General features: G+C 63.1%; 21 protein-coding genes. 14 read left to right on the forward strand and 7 right to left on the reverse strand.

From position 1 onward, the window contains the following. Positions 1–2: 2 nt before the first annotated feature. The 10 genes from DELCS14_RS13530 (at position 3) to DELCS14_RS13570 (ending at position 7052) form a co-directional block, all read left to right on the forward strand. On the forward strand, positions 3–983 hold the full coding sequence (locus tag DELCS14_RS13530) for a hypothetical protein (RefSeq protein ID WP_013802126.1): 981 nt from the start codon (positions 3–5) through the stop codon (positions 981–983). A gap of 2 nt (positions 984–985) precedes the next feature. Continuing rightward, on the forward strand, positions 986–2035 hold the full coding sequence (locus DELCS14_RS13535; protein WP_013802127.1) for a hypothetical protein: 1050 nt from the start codon (positions 986–988) through the stop codon (positions 2033–2035). A gap of 64 nt (positions 2036–2099) precedes the next feature. Continuing rightward, positions 2100–2453 carry a hypothetical protein gene (locus tag DELCS14_RS13540; RefSeq protein WP_013802128.1) on the forward strand — a complete coding sequence of 118 codons (354 nt, stop codon included), beginning with the start codon at positions 2100–2102 and terminating at the stop codon, positions 2451–2453. Continuing rightward, positions 2450–2767, forward strand: coding sequence for a hypothetical protein (locus DELCS14_RS13545; protein ID WP_013802129.1), 318 nt, complete (start codon positions 2450–2452; stop codon positions 2765–2767). Before DELCS14_RS13540 ends, DELCS14_RS13545 begins: the two co-directional genes overlap by 4 nt. A 9-nt stretch (positions 2768–2776) precedes the next feature. Further along, a complete protein-coding gene (locus tag DELCS14_RS13550) occupies positions 2777–3499 on the forward strand; it encodes a hypothetical protein (RefSeq protein WP_013802130.1) in 723 nt (240 codons plus the stop codon). A 2-nt stretch (positions 3500–3501) separates the two neighbouring features. Then, a complete protein-coding gene (locus DELCS14_RS30505) occupies positions 3502–3870 on the forward strand; it encodes a hypothetical protein (protein ID WP_013802131.1) in 369 nt (122 codons plus the stop codon). Next, on the forward strand, positions 3867–5573 hold the full coding sequence (locus DELCS14_RS13555) for a hypothetical protein (protein WP_013802132.1): 1707 nt from the start codon (positions 3867–3869) through the stop codon (positions 5571–5573). Before DELCS14_RS30505 ends, DELCS14_RS13555 begins: the two co-directional genes overlap by 4 nt. Positions 5574–5623: 50 nt before the next feature. Next, positions 5624–5947 (forward strand): holin, encoded by a 324-nt coding sequence (locus DELCS14_RS13560; RefSeq protein ID WP_013802133.1) that lies wholly within the window; start codon positions 5624–5626, stop codon positions 5945–5947. Next, positions 5944–6525, forward strand: a complete 582-nt coding sequence (locus DELCS14_RS13565) for a lysozyme (RefSeq protein WP_013802134.1) — start codon at positions 5944–5946, stop codon at positions 6523–6525. Before DELCS14_RS13560 ends, DELCS14_RS13565 begins: the two co-directional genes overlap by 4 nt. Continuing rightward, complete coding sequence (locus DELCS14_RS13570; RefSeq protein ID WP_013802135.1) at positions 6525–7052, forward strand: DUF2514 family protein; 528 nt, start codon at positions 6525–6527, stop codon at positions 7050–7052. Before DELCS14_RS13565 ends, DELCS14_RS13570 begins: the two co-directional genes overlap by 1 nt. Positions 7053–7457: 405 nt before the next feature. On the opposite strand, the gene DELCS14_RS13575 is transcribed toward DELCS14_RS13570, so the two are convergent. After that, entirely contained in the window at positions 7458–8573 is a 1116-nt protein-coding gene (locus DELCS14_RS13575; RefSeq protein ID WP_013802136.1) for an SH3 domain-containing protein, read from the reverse strand. Positions 8574–9115: 542 nt separating this feature from the next. Continuing rightward, complete coding sequence (locus DELCS14_RS13580) at positions 9116–9319, reverse strand: hypothetical protein (protein WP_043796100.1); 204 nt, start codon at positions 9317–9319, stop codon at positions 9116–9118. Between the two features lie 155 nt (positions 9320–9474). On the opposite strand from DELCS14_RS13580, the gene DELCS14_RS13585 reads away from it, so the two are divergent. The 3 genes from DELCS14_RS13585 to DELCS14_RS13595 all read left to right on the forward strand — a co-directional run bounded on the left by DELCS14_RS13585 (position 9475) and on the right by DELCS14_RS13595 (position 11150). After that, the gene (locus DELCS14_RS13585) at positions 9475–10083 is read left to right on the forward strand and encodes a hypothetical protein (protein WP_013802137.1); all 609 of its coding nucleotides are present in this window, start codon (positions 9475–9477) and stop codon (positions 10081–10083) included. 62 nt (positions 10084–10145) lie between these two features. After that, entirely contained in the window at positions 10146–10676 is a 531-nt protein-coding gene (locus tag DELCS14_RS13590) for an isochorismatase family cysteine hydrolase (protein ID WP_267234580.1), read from the forward strand. A 12-nt stretch (positions 10677–10688) separates the two neighbouring features. After that, on the forward strand, positions 10689–11150 hold the full coding sequence (locus DELCS14_RS13595) for a YetF domain-containing protein (RefSeq protein WP_013802139.1): 462 nt from the start codon (positions 10689–10691) through the stop codon (positions 11148–11150). A gap of 9 nt (positions 11151–11159) precedes the next feature. Here DELCS14_RS13595 and DELCS14_RS13600 read toward each other — a convergent pair whose 3' ends face one another. The 5 genes from DELCS14_RS13600 to DELCS14_RS13620 are packed head-to-tail and all read right to left on the reverse strand — an operon-like array spanning position 11160 to position 12673. Further along, a complete protein-coding gene (locus DELCS14_RS13600; RefSeq protein ID WP_013802140.1) occupies positions 11160–11369 on the reverse strand; it encodes a hypothetical protein in 210 nt (69 codons plus the stop codon). Between the two features lie 5 nt (positions 11370–11374). Further along, on the reverse strand, positions 11375–11617 hold the full coding sequence (locus DELCS14_RS13605; protein ID WP_013802141.1) for a hypothetical protein: 243 nt from the start codon (positions 11615–11617) through the stop codon (positions 11375–11377). Positions 11618–11625: 8 nt separating this feature from the next. After that, positions 11626–11835: a hypothetical protein gene (locus DELCS14_RS13610; protein ID WP_013802142.1), complete on the reverse strand. Its 210-nt coding sequence runs from the start codon at positions 11833–11835 to the stop codon at positions 11626–11628. Between the two features lie 20 nt (positions 11836–11855). Then, positions 11856–12134 carry a hypothetical protein gene (locus DELCS14_RS13615; protein ID WP_013802143.1) on the reverse strand — a complete coding sequence of 93 codons (279 nt, stop codon included), beginning with the start codon at positions 12132–12134 and terminating at the stop codon, positions 11856–11858. A gap of 47 nt (positions 12135–12181) precedes the next feature. Beyond that, complete coding sequence (locus tag DELCS14_RS13620) at positions 12182–12673, reverse strand: HNH endonuclease signature motif containing protein (protein ID WP_013802144.1); 492 nt, start codon at positions 12671–12673, stop codon at positions 12182–12184. A gap of 116 nt (positions 12674–12789) precedes the next feature. On the opposite strand from DELCS14_RS13620, the gene DELCS14_RS13625 reads away from it, so the two are divergent. Continuing rightward, positions 12790–13443: an SOS response-associated peptidase family protein gene (locus tag DELCS14_RS13625; protein WP_157158266.1), complete on the forward strand. Its 654-nt coding sequence runs from the start codon at positions 12790–12792 to the stop codon at positions 13441–13443. Positions 13444–13513 lie beyond the last annotated feature (70 nt).

Genomic DNA, 13513 nt, shown 5'->3' on the forward strand with positions numbered 1-13513 from the left:
CCATGGCCAATGGACGCGCGCTGCCATCAGCGATTCTGTTTGACGAGCTGCTGGGCCGTGCCTGGGGCATTGCGCTGCAGAAGTACGGCGAGGCCCAGGCCATCGAGTCGCCCGTGGCATCCTTCACACCCGCCAGGACCAATGGCGCCTACCGGCTGCCGCAGTACAGCAGCGGATTCGATCCGGCGGATGCAGGCTCCTGGGTGGCCCAGCACGACAAGGCGCTGGCCAAGCAGCTGGATCAGGTGGCCGACGAATGGGCCGTGGAGTTCCAGGGCGTGATGGACATCGTGGCGCCCGTGGGCCCGGGCTGGCGCAATGCCGTGGAGTGGCTGCGCGCCACCATGCATGGCCAGGACGGCCTGGGCTATGTCGGCCAGGACCACCGGATAGCCCAGGCCCGGCAGCAGGGCGTGCAGGTGCTGGGCGGACTCAACCAGCGCGGGCTGGCCGTGCCGCCCGGCGCGGCCAAAGCGCTGCAGGCCGTGGCCGGCGGTGTGGTGGACCTGTACCAGGGCCGACTGGCCGCCCAGATGACCGCCGACCGCGAAGCCGAGCGCCGCCGCCTGCTGGTGGACGCTGTCACCGAGCTGGCGCGCCTGCGCAATGCCGCGCTGGACACGGCAATGGACTTTGTGTTCGGGCGCATGAACATCATGTACGACGTGTTCGGCCGCAACAACGAGTACCTGACGCGCGTGCGCCGCGACGACCAGGCCCTCGCTGCCCAGATGCAGGTGGCCAGCGCCGAGCTGCAGCGCTGGGACGCCCAGGTCCTGGCCAACCAGGACGGCAGCGCGGCCTCGCAGCGCACCGTCAAGGCCATGAACGACCGCGCGTTGGAAGTCATCGGCCTGAACGTCGAGCAGCAGGTCAAGCGCCTGCGCCGCCTGTCCACCGGCTCCGCCGCGGCGCTCAACAGTGCCGGCGTGTCCGTGAACTCGCAGGCCTCCGAATCCAACACCGTCAACGCTGAGGAGTAAGCATGGCCACCACCGGCATCGCAATGCAGGGCCTCTCGGCCGCCATCGTCTACACCGCCATCGACAAGATCGGCACGATGATCAACGACGCTGCAGGCAGGATGCAGTCCAAGATCGGCCCAGCCATCACCCAGATCATCGATGGCATCCCCGACTATCCCGAGGTGGCCAAGGCCAAGCACAGCAACAGCCTGTCTGCCGTGCTGACGGCCCTGGGCCCGGCCTCGGTCGGGGCCTCAGGCCCTGCCGTGGGCCAGCTGCCGCTGCTCGTCGAGCAGGCCGTGGGCACGTTTTTCACGGGCTACAGCAGCGTGGTCAACGACCTGTTCCCGGGTCTGCTGGACGCTGGGGCCGACGCGGATGCGTGGATCCAGTCGGCCCTGACATCGGCGGTGGGCACGACCTACATCGAGAGCGTGGACCGCGTTGCCGGCGACACCGCCTTCGCGCTGGCGCGCAAGGACGCCTGGGCAGGGGAGCGGGATCTGCTGGATGCCGCCGCCGCCAGCGGCCACCGCTTCGCCCCGGGCGCCACGCACAACGCCATCGCGCGGCTGCACGCCGAAAGCACCCGAGCAGCAGCCGATGCCATCGCGGCCACCCACGCCGCGCGCCTGCGCGAGGAGCGCGAGACCAAGATGCGCCTGGTGCGCGCAGAGCTGGACCAGCGCATGGACCGCATCAAGCAGCTGCACCAGCAGACGGCCCAGGCCTTCCGCGACAAGCTGCGCGCCAGGGGCCTGTGGATCAGCGATCAGGATGCCGTGATCGACAGCTACAACCGCAGCTACGCGCTGCCCGCCCAGTTCAACGCCCGCTTGGCGCAATTGGCCCAGGAAGCGGCCCAGCGGCACTACAAGAGCACGGCCGACGCCCTGCAGATCAGCGATGTGGCCGTGGACGTGGCAAAGCTCAAGATGGCCAACGGCCAGGAGATCGTGGACTTCCTCGGCAACATGATCACCACGCTGAACAACCAGGTGCGCGCCAGCGGCAGCTACAGCGGCAGCGAACGGGATGTGACGGACTGGGATTCGATCCTGAATCCGTGATCCACTGAGCCGCGCCCCCGGCTAGGGTTCGCTCCCGGTGGCCCTGCCGGGAACACTGCAGGGCATGACCAAGCCGGCCAATCTCAAACTGCAGATCTACCAGGGCGCGACGTTTCGCAAGCGCCTGCGCTGGCTCAACCCCGACAAAACCCCCATCGACCTGATGGGCTGCACGGCCCGCATGCAGGTGCGCGAGGAGGTGGAGTCCACGGCTGTCCTGCTGGAGCTGACCACCGAGAACGGCCGGATCGCCCTTGGTGGCCCTGCCGGCACCGTGGATCTGCTGGTCGATGCGGGCACCACGGCGGCCATCGCCTGGAGCGGCGGGGTGTTCGATCTGGAAATCGTGCACCCCGGCGGCGAGGTCACACGCTTGGCACAGGGCTCCTGCTGCGTGAGCCCGGAGGTCACACGATGAACGGCCTGCTCGTCGTTTGCGAGAAGGAGATCCTCGTGGAGCAGGTCGAGGACATCGAGATCCTGGCCGTAGCAGAGCAGGGGCCTCCAGGAATTCAGGGCCCACCCGGCGGCGGCGCCGGCGCGACCTACACGCATACCCAGTCCAGCCCGGCCGCCGTCTGGACCATCGCCCACAACCTGGGGCGCTACCCCTCCATCACCGTCGTGGACCACCTCGGCGGCCAGCTTCACCCCGATGTCCGGTATCTCGATGCCGACATTGTCCAGATCACCCACAGCGTGCCGCTGACCGGCCGCGCTTTCTGCAACTGAGGACACGCCATGAAAATCACAAACCACCTCGACGGCTCCGGCAACCGCCTGACGAACATCGGCGATGCCGTCAACCCGCAGGACGCCATCACCAAGGCTCAGCTGGATGCGGCGGTCCAGGGTTTCAAATGGAAGGACCCAGTGCGTGCGGCCACCACGGTCAACATCACGCTGTCCGGCACCCAGACCATCGATGGTGTGTCCGTGGTCGCGGGCGACCGGGTTCTGGCGAAGAACCAGACGGCGGGCTCTGCCAATGGCATCTACCTGGCCGCCTCTGGCGCATGGACGCGCGCCACCGACTTCGATGCTTCCAGCGAGGTGTTGGGCGCGGCCGTCTTCGTGTCCGAGGGCACGGCCAACGGCAACAGTCAGTGGTTCATGACCACGGACGCTCCCATCACCATCGGCACCACGGCGCTGGTGTTCGCTCAGGTAGGTGGTGGTGCGAGCTATACGGCCGGCAATGGCATCTCGATCACGGGCGGTGTCATCTCGGTGGACCCGGCAGTGGTAGCGCGCAAGATGTCGGCCACCGTCGGCGACGGCACGGCCACCACCATCAGCGTGACCCACAACCTGAACACGCAGGACATCGGGGTCAGCGTGCGCGAAGCGTCGTCCAACGCTGGAGTGCTCTGCGACTGGGTGGCCAACGGAGCGAACACCGCCCAGTTCACGTTCGCCGTCGCGCCGACCACCGGGCAGTACCGGGTGACCATCACAGGCTGATCATGAAGTATCTCGGCTCCAAATCGAGCGCAGCAGATCTGGCCACACAGGACGACCTGCGACCAGCGCCTGTATTGACGGTCCTTGGAACCACCCACGATGTTTCCGCAGCCGAGGCGGGAAGATACCTCCGTTTCACATCGACATCGGCCAAGACCTGCACATTCCCGCCAGAGTCTGTCCAGCCGCTGCCACTCAACGGTGAGTGGCATGTGCGAAATGCCGCTGCTGGCAACCTGACATTGCTGGCGGGCGAGGGTGTGACGCTCAATGCCCCCTATGCCGGAACTTTGGTGATCCCCACCGGAGGAACCGTAACGGTCAAAAGAGTGGGCACAGACATCTTCGACGTGATGGGTGTGACAGCGTGATTGCAGGCATCATCGCTTCGTCGCGGCACTCCAAGCGCATTGCCGTCACTGTTGCCGCCCAGCCCGTGGCCGTCGCGGGATATGCGCTGTACATCAGGCTTGATGACATGCCGGCTGGGTTCTGGGATGGCATGGCGCGCCGCGATGGTGGTGACATCCGGGTGAGGACTGCGGCAGGGGCGGAGCTGCCCTTTGACCTGGTGTCGCTCAACCCGATTGCACGCACCGGTACGTTGTTCGCCCAGGTCGATATTTCTGCGTCCGGCCCAACGGCGGTTTATGTGCACTTCGGCGGCGCGGGAGATCTGCCCGTGCCGTGGACAGATCCCAATGGGCGGCATGCCGTCTGGTCCGCTTTTCACCGCGTTTTCATGATGGGTGACTCCTTTGCCGACCGCTCTGGCAAGGGGTCTGATCTAGTCCCGGGTGGATTGGTATATGGCCTGGTTAGCGCGAGCACATCACCGAATCTTGGTGTCCACCAAGGTATCGCCTGGGATGGTGTGAATTACTTCGCTATCGGCACAAATGTCATCAAGAAATACGATTCTTCCTTCAACCTGATTTCTCAGAACACGAATCCGGTTGCAAGCGTCCCCGGCACAAACCACCTGGGAGATTCCGAGGTCGTTGGTGAACACATCTATGTGCCGATGGAGCAATACACGGACCCGGATGGCCACGCCAACATGTACATCGGCAGGTTCCTCAAATCGGACCTGTCATTTGTGGATGCCACGCCCGTCGCATATGCCTCCGGCGTGCCGTCGGGCGTTGATATGTCTGGGTGCGCGTACAACCCTGCGGATGGGCTGCTGTATTTTGGCGCGTGGACCGGTGCTGGCACACGACTGTGGAAGTACGACATGGCCGCCAAGCAGTTCATTGGGGTGCTCAATCTGAGCGCTCCAGTGCTGCGCATGCAAGGCCTCACGTTCTGGCGCGGCGCCATCTTCATCAACCGGGATGACACCGACCAGACTGTGCGCGTGGAGCTGGATGGGACCGTCAAGGGCATGGTTTGGGGCATCGTCGGCGGGTCATATGAGGGCATCAGCCACACGGACGATGCGCTGCTTGTGCTGCACGATCCATCGGGGGATGCTGGTGTGGTGAGAACCCTGCGGGCACGGCAGCCTCGTTTGATCTCAAACGAATTGGGCGCATACATCGCTGGAGCGGGCCACTATCGCGCAGATGGGCTGTCGCAGTTTTCGACCTGGACCATGGGCGGCAGTGCATCGACGATGATCACAGGCTTCTCACGGGCAATCATGAGTTACACGGTCACCGGCTCGGACAGTGGCGCGGGCGGCAACGTGAACCGTGCAACGCTGGCATACCGATCAATAGACCGCTGGGGATTCTGGAATAGCTCTGACAGCTGGATCAACAACGCGAGCGCGCCGGGAACGCAGACACCGGCTCGATTGCATGCAGTGCAGAAAAGCAGTTCCGGGCGGGATCTATATGTGAATGGCAGTCTCGCGGCTTCGTCTGCGAGCTCAGCAGTTCGACCTGGCTCTGGTGGTAGCCATTCGCTATACATCGGTTGCAATGATGCCCAGGTCGCTGAAGTCTGGGACGGGAATATCGGCTATTCGTATCTCTATCCCGGGATGCTGCCTGCAGCATGGATCGCAGCCGAAAGTGCCAATCTTTCGAACCCTTCTGCGTTCTACTCGTTGGGAGAGGTTGAGTAGCCCCCGTGTAGGGTTCGCCAGCGCGGGCCGGCCCCGGAATCATCGGGGTCATGAAAACTGAAACCCTCGAAGCCATTGGCGCAGCAGGAAACAAGGCGACCATCCTTGGTGGCTCTGTCGCCGTGGCCGGCAAGATGTCTGCGGCAGACCTCGCGGCCTACGTCGGGGCTCTGGTTGCGATCATCGGCCTGTTGATCACCTGGTTCTACAAGCGTGAGGCCGCCAAGCTCCGGCGCGCTGATGACGCCCGCAGGGAACGGGAGTTTCTGCGCAGGGATGCCGAGCGGCAATTGCGCATGGACCTGATGCGAGCCACAGGCGCTCCGGCGCAGCACTACGACACAGATTTGGGCGTGCTCGAGGTGGACGAATGAACGCCGGCCGCATTTCTGCCGCTGGCCTGAGCATCGGCGCCGCCATCTTGGCGTCTTGGATCGCTGCCGAGGGTTTCAGCTCCGCGCCCATCATCCCTGTGCGCGGCGATGTGCCCACCATCGGCCATGGCGCCACGCGCTACGAGGACGGCACGCGCGTGACCCTGGCCGACCCGCCCATCACACGCGAACGGGCGCGCGAGCTGGCCATCAACCTGCTGGAGCAGCAGTACGGCGCGTGCGTGCGTGATTCGCTGGGCGACACGCGGGTGCACCCGGCCGAGTTCGCCCAGGCCGTGGACTTCGCGGGCCAGTATGGTTGCGGCGCCTGGCGCGGCTCCTCGATGCTGGCCAGGACACGGGCTGGCGACTACGCCGGCGCCTGCCAGTCCTACCTGTCCTGGCGATTCATGACCAGCACCCAGCCTTTGCAGGGCTTCAGCGCCTATCGATGGGATTGCGCAGGCCGGCCCACGCGCTGGCGCTTTGACTGCTCGGCACCCGGCAACAAGGTGTGCCGCGGAGTGTGGACACGGCAGCAGGCGCGCTACGCGGCCTGCATGGAGGCCCAGCCTTGATGGCCCGCCTGCAAACCCATGCTTGGCAACTGCTAGCTTTGCTGTTGGCGGCCCTGCTGGCCTGGCAGGCCCTGGCCCGCCTTGGCGCCGAGCGCGATGCCGCGCAGGCACGCACCGATCTGGCGGCTGATCGAGAAGCCGCGGCCCTGGCTGCCCTGCAGGCAGCCGAGCGATACCGAAAACTTGAGGAGCAACACCGTGATGACCTGCGCAACATCGACACCCAGGCCAGGCAGGACCTGGCGCGCTCTGCCGCTGACGCTGACGCTGCCCGCGCTGCTGCTGGCCGGCTGCGCGGCGACCTCGCCGACTACCTCACCGCCCACCGTGCCGCCGCCCAGGCTTGCGCCACTGCCGGACAGTGCGCGCCAGACACCGGCGCCCTCGATCTGCTCGCCGAGCTGCAGCGCCGCGCTGACGAGCGAGCGGGAGCGCTGGCGCGCATTGCTGACGATGCCAGGGGCAGGGGCGGCGCCTGTGAGCGCGCCTACGGCGCCGGCGAAGCCTTGATCGAGGCCGCACAGTAAGTACCGGTCGTTGGATGGCTACGCCTTCGACGCTGCGCTGATCCAAGACGCGTGGCCCAAGGTGTCGCGCTGACAGGCATGCGCTCCTGCTGCGTGTGCGGTAGCGGGCTGCTCACGGTCAGGAGCAGACTCTTTCCTCCGCAGATCCTCAACCACCGTCTCTCTCCCTCGCTAAGCGGCATGCGGCCGACGCAATAAGACGACAATTCGAACCTTGTTCTGCCCGGGGTAGTCCTGCGAACGCTGCTCAGTACATCGTCATCGCCGACGACGAAACGAGCGCAGCAGATACGTATACCGTACTACCTACATGACAGGGTGGCGCCGGCGCCGGCTCAATGGCGACAGGTGCAGTGGGTTGTCACAGCAACCTCGCAGCAATCCAAGCCGAACCCACTTCGCGTTTTACTTGAACTTCTCCAGGTAGCGCGAGAAAACCCAGCCCTTAATCTCAACACCTGCGTCCTTGTCCGCCCACACCACAAGAGTAAAGTCCCGCTCGGTCTCCACCACGCGCACGACGTTGCCGAACTTCAGGCGTGCGAGTTCAGGCGAGTTGGCACGCGGGCTCATGCGAACGCTGACCACCTTGCCCGAGATGAACCGCTGGTCGGCAAGCAACTCAGGGACGCTCACCGCAGCCTTGGCGGCTTCCTTGACGTTCTTTGTCGCCTCCTGTGGGCTTTGGGCGGGCACCGCAGTCATGCAGCTCGTGACGGCAACGCTTATCACGGTGCTCACGACCCCACCGTAAATGTGATTAAAGAGGGTGCGGAAGTGCACCCACAGGAACAGCCGCACGAATGGATTCGGGTGGGCTGCCACAGCCTCGGCAATTTGTTCCGTCGCCGCCTGGAAGTCCGCCTGTTCGGATGCCATCTGGGCGATGTCCTCAACCTGCGCCTCAGCCTCACGTAGGTCCTCTTCCGACTCGCCCATTTGGCTGAAGTCGATGTCTCGAAATGTGGCGAAGATGTTGTCGAAGGATTTGCGAGCAGCTTCTATAGTGCTCAGCGCAGGATTCGCCTGCTCTAGTTGACGCACGTAGTCGACGGCGGACATTCCGCCCAGTGCCTGGTGCTGCATTTGCTCCAGCAGGCGTTCGTACGACGACGTCTTGGGCATTGCGTCCTCGAGCATCTTTGCGGTCAAGCTGCCACTCAGACCAATGGCCCGCTTGAACGCTTCCGTGTCTGAGCCGAACAGACCAATGGCTGATGTCTTAGGAAAGTAAGCATTCATCAGCCGCTGTACCTGTTTCGTCGCAGTCTCTTGTTCCATCATCTGGTGGATAAGGCTTGAGCCGCCGATAGACTTCAGCATGGCGAGCAGCCGCTGGTCGGGCGCGTGACGCCGAATTTCCGCCTCAATGTCCTTGAAGTGGTTGTATCCACTTAGCTGGTTGAGCACCTTATGGATGTCCCGGAACGGCCTAATCTGCCGTTCCAAGTCCTCCTGAAGCTTTTGCAGGGCTGTATTCCGCGGGCGCGCCGGCGGCTCGGCGAGGTTTGAGATGTCCATCCCACCATTCTGCCGAAAATGCGTTTTCCGAGGCTCGCCTGAAGGAGTCTTGTGTGCGGAAAGGGGCCGTGCGACCTCGCGGCTGAAAATTTATTAATCCTGGCCGTCACTTACCCCCAGGGTTCTTCGGGGTCTATATGTGAGGGCAAGGATTCGGAGAAACAGCTGCGCTCCCATTCCTCAACACATCACCAAGAGAAATTTATGACTGACACCAAACTCCGCATCTGCCAAGTAGCCTACATCCGGTTATCCGAGGATCCGCTGCTGCGGGGCCTTAATCGTGCGAAGTTAGTTGGCCTGCTGAGAGCGAACTTCTTCAGCTCTACGGGGAACTAGTAAACAGCCACGCCTTGCGGCCTCCCCGCGACTTGCCCTCATAGGCGAGCGGCCGATTTGCGCAAAGCGGCTGCTGCTTTGGGTCGACATGCGACAGTCGAGAGCCGATACCCGACCGCCGCGAGGGCTACGAGGTGCGGCTGCTGGCCGCGCAGAGGGCGTGCACGCGATCGATCACGCCGTAGACGCCGGGTCAGCTGGTGTTACTCGGCTTGCCTCATCGTCGCGGCGCGCGCTGCTTCTGCCGCTTCTCGAGCTTCCTTTTCGGCTTGGATGACGCGTTGCTGCGGTGTCATTGACGCGCCGTCGTAGCCGCCTGTGGCGCGCTCACCGATCTGTATGTGGGAAATCCGCGACGCTCCGTAAAACAGGGCTGCAGCGATGATCAGTAGCGCGATGAATCTCATGCAGCCATTGTGCCGTCCGCCCGTCATTATTTGACGGTCTTGGACGTACACGTAACTTTCGAGAAGCACTACATACCCGTCAGTTGCTGCTTACGCGCCAAGCGCCAAGGTTGGCCGACCATCGCCGGATCGCAACTGTAAACCGGAGTAGTCAAATGGCTAAACCACGATATGACGATTCTCAGCTCAAAGATCTGTTGCTGCAGATGATGGAAACGGAACTGGGAGGTGAGCAGGTGTATAGAACTGCTCTGACCTGTGCCCTGAACGATGACCTTAAAAAGGAATGGGAAGAGTATCTCGAAGAGACGCTCAGCCACCAGAACGTGGTGCGCACTACATGTGAACTGTTGGGGGTCAACCCGGACGAAGCTTCGCCTTCCCGTGATGTCGTGAAGCACATAGGATCATCGCTGGTGAAGGCGATGGAATTGGCTCTCCGAGGTGGTAGCGCAGCCGCTGCGCAACTCGTGGCGTGCGAGTGCGTGGTCCACGCTGAGACCAAGGACCACGCCAACTGGGAGCTCCTGGGCAAGGTCGCAGAGGTGGCTACAGGCGAAACGGGCAAGGCCCTCAAGGAGGCTCACGCTCGAGTGGAAAAGGATGAAGATCATCACCTGTATCACACCAAGGGTTGGTGCCGCGAGTTGTGGATCCAGAGCTTGGGTATGCCAGCAGTCCTGCCTCCCCCTGAAGAGGTCAAGCAGGTTGAAACTGCCATCGGCGCATCACGAGCGGAGCAGCAACGCGAATCCATGCTGTGATGCCCAGGACGAGGTGGTTAGAACCCACGCAAGTGCCTCACAGCGCGGAGGTGCTGTTGCTGGTGGATGTCATCAACCCGCTTCAATTTCCCAATGCTGGGCCTTTGCTGCAGGAAGCGGTACGGGCTGCCCGGCGCATTGTGCGGCTCAAGGCCAGGCTTCGCGAAAAGGGCGTAGCTACGATCTACGCCAACGATAACTACGGCACTTGGCACAGCGAGTTCAGCGACATTCTTGCCGCCTGCCAGGGTTTGGCTGGCGAGCGTGGCGAGATCGCTCGGCTGCTTGCGCCTGATGCGGAGGATCTGGTGATTCTCAAGCCCCAGCATTCGGCTTTTCATTCCACTCCGCTGCTGCATCTGCTGGGCAGAATGCATGCGCGCAGGCTGGTCATCGTGGGGTTTGCTGCGGACATGTGCGTCATGCTCACGGCTACGGATGCACGCATGTCGGGCTACGAGGTCTGGGTGCCCAGCGATTGCACGGCGGCCGAGACGCCTGCGCGGCGGCAGCAGGCATTGCGGCAATTGAGACAGGCCTTCAAGTGTTCAGTGCGCATCTCAGCGCGTAGTCCCTGGGCGGGGCGGAATTGAAGGGGCGTTGGTATGTGGAACCTGGACATCCATCCGTTTGAGTTGTCCGTGCGTGCGCTGGCGGTCTATGTCCTGCTGCTGCTGATGATGCGCATGACGGGGCGGCGTACCGTGGGCCAGTTCACGCCTTTCGATCTGCTGGTGGTGATGTTGGTGAGCGAGGCGGCGGGGCCCTCAATGACAGGGTCTGATCAGTCCCTGCCTGGAGGGCTGCTGGTGTGCGTGATCCTCATTGCGTTGAATACGGCCGTGGGTTTCGTGACGGCGCGCTGGCGCGGGGCGGAAAAGCTGCTGGAGGGCGAGGCGGTGCTGCTGGGGCGGGATGGAACGATCTTCGAGGGTGCGCGCAAAAGCCACCGGGTATCGCGCAACGATATCGAGAAGGCGCTGCGCGAGGCAGACTGCGAGGAATCAGAAATCCGCTGCATGTTCCTGGAGGCCGACGGATCCATTAGCGTGCAGAAAAAGCAGTAGTCGAACCTGTCAATCCTCTGGGCAGCGCTCCATGGCCCAGTCCAGGGCGGCGTCGGCCGAGTGGTGCGGTCCGTCGAATGCCCTGATGCCGCGCTCGTCATCCCAGAGGGCGCCGTCCCAGCGCCGCGCAGCAGGGAAGGGCAGGCGGCCGTAATCCACCACGACCGCATACCAGCCCGGCGCCGTGGGCGCGCCGCCCCAGGTCATGCCATCAGCCATGGCGCTCAGCCAGCAGGCTGTTCCAGTTGCTCGGCGCCGCGCCCGACCCAATGCCAGAATTGATTGCGGCCATGCGAATAGCGCTGCAACTCAAACGTGATGCGCACTCGGCCGGCAAGCAGCGTTTCAATCTCACAGGTGATGTGTTGTGGCTGGCCCCGCCCAGCCACAGGCAACAGGCGTTGTGCTGCCGACATCTCTTCACCACGCACCTTGGCGATTACGCCGCGCTCAATGGGGTTTTGCATGGTAGCTCTCAGAAGGGAGCGTTGGACTGGTGCACGGACACGGGGCCGACACCGCTGTAGACCATGTCACCGTCTGAGTCGTAAACCAGAAACCAATCAGGGTGGAACTGTTCGATGAAATAGTCCTCCGGCTTACCCGGCATGACTTTGACTTCAGGCGTGCCGAACCAGCGCGGCATCGTGAGCAACGTGGGGAATTCCTCGTATGTGAGCAACATGGTGAGCCTCCTGGGTGGGATCAGTAGTCGAACTCGCAGGACCACTCCTGCGCGTGCCATGCGCGGTCACAGTGCTCCAACCCGCTGAACTTCATCTTGCCCGCGCACGCGTAGATCAGCCGCGGTTCGAACAGTTGGTTCTTTCCGTCGTCTCCAAGGATGCGCAGCACGGGAACGGTCCGCTTCTCGCCAGGCACGGGTGCGTGCAGCAGGTCCAACTCGCCCTTGATGTACTGCAGCGGGCCGCGGTGATAGCTGCGCGCGCCTGCCTCGCGGAGGATGGTGACTTTGACTTTCATGACTGTATAAATATACAGTAATACTATGCGTAAGTCAGCGTGCACTTCTACAAAGTGTTCCCCTCGTGCATCGATCGCTTCGCTTCGACGTAGGCTGCGTGAGCCTCTTCCGGGGTGTCGTACAGGCCGAGGTGATGCGTCTTGCCATGCACATGGAGAAAAGCTCGCCACCTGTTTTGGTGAGGGGAGACGCCGAGCAGTCCAGACTTGTTGCCCGCCTTGGCTGAGCGAAGGTTTTGAGTGTTGCGAAAGCGATCCGCCAAACGAAGGTTGGCGATCCTGTTGTCATCCCGGGCTCCATTGATGTGGTCGACTTGATCGGTCGGCCAAGCCCCATGAACGTAGAGCCATGCCAAGCGATGGGCGTAGTACAGCTTGAAGTTGATGCGGATTGCGATGTAGCCGCTTCGCATCTTTGCCCCCACCTGTGTCCCGGCCTGGTAGCGCCCCATGCGAACAAGGCGCTCAAATTGGCCAGTATCTGGGTCGTACTTCAGCAAAGATCGCAATTGGATGTCAGTGAGAGCTTCGCTTGTCATGGTCAGATGTCAGAGATGTAGAGAGTGAGGATGGGGGGCAGTAGTTTGGGTCATCACAAACGGAGGCTGCTATCTGTAATCGCTACAACACCCCGCGAGAGATAGAGATCGAGCGCATGTGGCGGGTTGGCCGGCAGGCGCCGCTCCCGTGGTGGAAGCCGCAGGTCACGCCGCTGGCCCTGGGTCCATACATCACTGCAGGCGGCGTGCTGGACATCGGGCAATGGGGCATGATCCCGCGATCATCCAAGACACGCCGGCCCGTGACAGCCGAGGGCCGGCCGATGTCGACCAACAACGCCAGGCGCGAGACTCTGGCAAGGTCGTGGACCTTTGCCCCGGCGTGGCGTGCTGGCCAACGTTGCTTGATTCCCGTGGAGTCATGGCTGGAACCCTATTGGGGGCTTGGGATCCGCAACGTGTGGTGGTCCTTCCGCCGAGCGGATGGTGGGCCTGCAGCCTTAGCAGGGCTCCACAGCGAGTGGGTGGACCCGGGGACTGGCGAGGTCGTGCCCAACTACACGATGATCACGCAGCCCGCAGACGGGCACCCGGTGCTGTCGCTCATGCACCGGCCCGGCAAGGAAAAGCGCGGCGTGGTGATGCTTGAGGAGCAGGACTGGGATGCTTGGTTGCACGGCACGCCAGACCAAGCCGATGCGCTCATCAGGCTACCTCCGCTGGGCGCGCTACGGTCAGGCGCGGAGAAGCCCGAAGAGGAGGCGTTGCTGCCGGCCGAGCAGCTGCAGGCGCTGCGTGCGGAAACCTGAAGCGACCCGAAGTCTCACCAAAAAGACAGCCCGCGATGCGGGCTTTTTGGTGTTCAGTTTGGCGTAGGTT

Source organism: Delftia sp. Cs1-4, from assembly GCF_000214395.1.
Lineage (GTDB): Bacteria > Pseudomonadota > Gammaproteobacteria > Burkholderiales > Burkholderiaceae_C > Comamonas > Comamonas acidovorans.

What these genes read in the sequence shown, in the direction of transcription:
- DELCS14_RS13530 (WP_013802126.1), top strand. Translation starts at nt 3, where the DNA reads ATGGCCAATGGACGCGCGCTGCCATCAGCGATTCTGTTTGACGAGCTG.
- DELCS14_RS13535 (WP_013802127.1), top strand. Translation starts at nt 986, where the DNA reads ATGGCCACCACCGGCATCGCAATGCAGGGCCTCTCGGCCGCCATCGTC.
- DELCS14_RS13540 (WP_013802128.1), top strand. Translation starts at nt 2,100, where the DNA reads ATGACCAAGCCGGCCAATCTCAAACTGCAGATCTACCAGGGCGCGACG.
- DELCS14_RS13545 (WP_013802129.1), top strand. Translation starts at nt 2,450, where the DNA reads ATGAACGGCCTGCTCGTCGTTTGCGAGAAGGAGATCCTCGTGGAGCAG.
- DELCS14_RS13550 (WP_013802130.1), top strand. Translation starts at nt 2,777, where the DNA reads ATGAAAATCACAAACCACCTCGACGGCTCCGGCAACCGCCTGACGAAC.
- DELCS14_RS30505 (WP_013802131.1), top strand. Translation starts at nt 3,502, where the DNA reads ATGAAGTATCTCGGCTCCAAATCGAGCGCAGCAGATCTGGCCACACAG.
- DELCS14_RS13560 (WP_013802133.1), top strand. Translation starts at nt 5,624, where the DNA reads ATGAAAACTGAAACCCTCGAAGCCATTGGCGCAGCAGGAAACAAGGCG.
- DELCS14_RS13565 (WP_013802134.1), top strand. Translation starts at nt 5,944, where the DNA reads ATGAACGCCGGCCGCATTTCTGCCGCTGGCCTGAGCATCGGCGCCGCC.
- DELCS14_RS13570 (WP_013802135.1), top strand. Translation starts at nt 6,525, where the DNA reads ATGGCCCGCCTGCAAACCCATGCTTGGCAACTGCTAGCTTTGCTGTTG.
- DELCS14_RS13575 (WP_013802136.1), bottom strand. Translation starts at nt 8,573, where the DNA reads ATGGACATCTCAAACCTCGCCGAGCCGCCGGCGCGCCCGCGGAATACA.
- DELCS14_RS13580 (WP_043796100.1), bottom strand. Translation starts at nt 9,319, where the DNA reads ATGAGATTCATCGCGCTACTGATCATCGCTGCAGCCCTGTTTTACGGA.
- DELCS14_RS13585 (WP_013802137.1), top strand. Translation starts at nt 9,475, where the DNA reads ATGGCTAAACCACGATATGACGATTCTCAGCTCAAAGATCTGTTGCTG.
- DELCS14_RS13595 (WP_013802139.1), top strand. Translation starts at nt 10,689, where the DNA reads ATGTGGAACCTGGACATCCATCCGTTTGAGTTGTCCGTGCGTGCGCTG.
- DELCS14_RS13600 (WP_013802140.1), bottom strand. Translation starts at nt 11,369, where the DNA reads ATGGCTGATGGCATGACCTGGGGCGGCGCGCCCACGGCGCCGGGCTGG.
- DELCS14_RS13605 (WP_013802141.1), bottom strand. Translation starts at nt 11,617, where the DNA reads ATGCAAAACCCCATTGAGCGCGGCGTAATCGCCAAGGTGCGTGGTGAA.
- DELCS14_RS13610 (WP_013802142.1), bottom strand. Translation starts at nt 11,835, where the DNA reads ATGTTGCTCACATACGAGGAATTCCCCACGTTGCTCACGATGCCGCGC.
- DELCS14_RS13615 (WP_013802143.1), bottom strand. Translation starts at nt 12,134, where the DNA reads ATGAAAGTCAAAGTCACCATCCTCCGCGAGGCAGGCGCGCGCAGCTAT.
- DELCS14_RS13620 (WP_013802144.1), bottom strand. Translation starts at nt 12,673, where the DNA reads ATGACAAGCGAAGCTCTCACTGACATCCAATTGCGATCTTTGCTGAAG.
- DELCS14_RS13625 (WP_157158266.1), top strand. Translation starts at nt 12,790, where the DNA reads ATGTGGCGGGTTGGCCGGCAGGCGCCGCTCCCGTGGTGGAAGCCGCAG.